The sequence below is a fragment of the Candidatus Poribacteria bacterium genome (assembly GCA_021295755.1).
Lineage (GTDB): Bacteria > Poribacteria > WGA-4E > WGA-4E > PCPOR2b > PCPOR2b.
In genome coordinates, this window is record JAGWBT010000186.1 from 9,216 (window position 1) to 11,466 (window position 2,251).

A 2,251-nucleotide genomic window follows, 5' to 3' on the forward strand; every position below is an offset into this window, starting at 1 on the left:
CTGTGATCATAGCGTATGAAGATGTCGAGATATGAATCTCGACCTACAGTCTAGCAACTTGCGTTATCTTAGCACAGATTGCTAGTTGCAACTTCTGATCGGCTTGGATAGACATATCCAAGCCATAACCACAGACATACAGCAAATTGCAAAACCAGATCAACCCTTCCAATTTTATCCGATCATTCTAGGGCTATTCAGTTTTCGGTTTTTTGACTGATTTCGGAATGACCCAAATCCGTAGGCGGGGCATCTGGTCTCCCCGCCGTAGCCTTGACCGGGCGATCGAGATACGGGAAAATTAAATGACCCTACCGATCATTCCTTTAATGGTTGAATCCTCGTGCCTCCAGTTAAAATCTCTCCAAAAATCTTAGGCATTCTTGAAAAAGAGTTAAGATCGTGATATGATACCGTATCTTCAAGATCAGCAATGTGTGTGAAAAAATCAGGTCGCTGCCTCAAACCCCAAGGGGTGCGACAGGTGTATCTGAAGCGTGAAACGTGAGCAGAATAACGAGTAATGCGTAAGCACTCCAGAGGGGTGCAATGTGTAGAGCTCACCATCTCAATGAACCAATGTACTAATGAACTAATGAACCAACTATATAAAGGAGCATAATCATGGGTCAAACAATGCGGTATCTGCCTGACGGGCGTGTTGAACTTATTGGACAGGACGTGCCCGATCCGGGCGCGAATGAGGTGCAGGTCACAGGGGGCGCGTGCGGGATCTGTTCATGGGATTTGGTGACAGCCAAGCTGGGCGATCAGATGTCCCCCATGGCACCCCCCGGACACGAGGGGGTCGGTTATGTGAGCAAGATCGGCCCCGAAGTCACCGGCGTGAAAGAGGGGGACCGCGTCGCAGGCGGCGGTTTTGCGACGGTGCGAAATCTGTCCGCGGAACGATTGTACAAAATCCCAGAATCTGCAAAGCCTGATCAATACTGGATTGTGGAGCCTGTGTCCTGTGCGGTCACGGGAGTCGATCACTGCCAGATTAGAGGCGGGGATCGGGTTGCAGTCGTCGGTTGTGGGTTTATGGGCTTGCTGATTATGCAGGGTTTGCTGCACCATCCGCTCGACCAACTGATTGCGATTGATGTGGTGCAGAACCGTCTGGATGTGGCAAAGCAGTTTGGTGTGGACGAAGTTTATAACACGACCGAAGTCGATACGGCTGAACTTGCGGCAGACCTGAAAGCGCGGGACATCGACGTGGTCGTTGATACATCGGGTCATCAGGGCGGTCTGGATCTCGCCACCGATATTGTCAAGCGGGGCGGACGGATCAATCTGTTCGGATGGCTCAAGGGCGATACTGCCACCTTTGATCCGACCAAGTGGCACATGGGCGGGTTTACGGTTGTCAATTCGTCGCCATCGTCGAAGATTCGCGATACCTTTGAAGCCGCTATCCGCATGATTCACAGCGGCGTGTTCGATCTCGAACCGTTGGTCACGCACACAGCGACACTGGAAGAGTACCCAGGTTTAATGCAGCAGCTTGTAGCGGGCGATCCAAGCTATATCAAAGGTGTGATTACGCTCGGATAATTTACGCTTCCGACGGCAACGATCAAAAAGGTATGGCTCATGTAAAAAGAAGGTGCAAAGCACGAAGAGAAAGGTATAGTGCTATGACAGCGAAGACATTTCCGAAAGCAGACTGGCAAATCGCTCCCCCTTCCGAGGTGGGGATAGATACTGAGAAATTGAATCTTGCCAAGGTATGGCTCGATTCAAAGTTTGCGGATGACAGTTACCGCATAGCGATTGTTCGGCACGGCTATCTGGTGGCGGAATGGACGCATAATATCCCAAGCCCAGAGAAGCATCATATCGCCTCTGCCAATAAGTCGATCCTGTCCAGTATGCTGGGCATAGCGGTTGACGAAGGTAAAATCGGGAGTGCCGACGATCGCGCTGTGGACTACTATCCTGAACTGATGGACGTGCCGGAGGGCGAAGGTCCCAAAGAGGGACGCTGGGCATTTGAGGCGAATCGTGGGTTGACGCTGCGACATCTGATCTGTAATGTGTCGGGATATATGAAACCGGGTGAAGCGCCGGGACAGGTGTTCAATTATCAGACCAACGGGATGTGTGTGCTTTCGCACTGCATCGAGAAAGCGTATGGGTTGTATGATGTCAATCGTCCAGAAGAATCGCCAAAGATCTCGCCGCTCTACAAGGAGAAGATCGCCGATGTGATTGGTGCGGATTGGGAGTATAGATCGAGATCCCA

The 2,251-nt window shown here is 51.2% G+C and carries 2 protein-coding genes; both read left to right on the forward strand.

The genetic code is table 11. The features are described 5' to 3' along the window. The first annotated feature begins 624 nt into the window (after positions 1-624). Positions 625-1,560: a zinc-binding dehydrogenase gene (locus J4G02_21005; GenBank protein ID MCE2397003.1), complete on the forward strand. Its 936-nt coding sequence runs from the start codon at positions 625-627 to the stop codon at positions 1,558-1,560. 83 nt (positions 1,561-1,643) lie between these two features. Continuing rightward, positions 1,644-2,251 (forward strand): serine hydrolase (locus tag J4G02_21010; GenBank protein ID MCE2397004.1); only part of this gene is annotated, 608 nt, incomplete at its 3' end.

What these genes read in the sequence shown, in the direction of transcription:
- J4G02_21005 (MCE2397003.1), top strand. Translation starts at nt 625, where the DNA reads ATGGGTCAAACAATGCGGTATCTGCCTGACGGGCGTGTTGAACTTATT.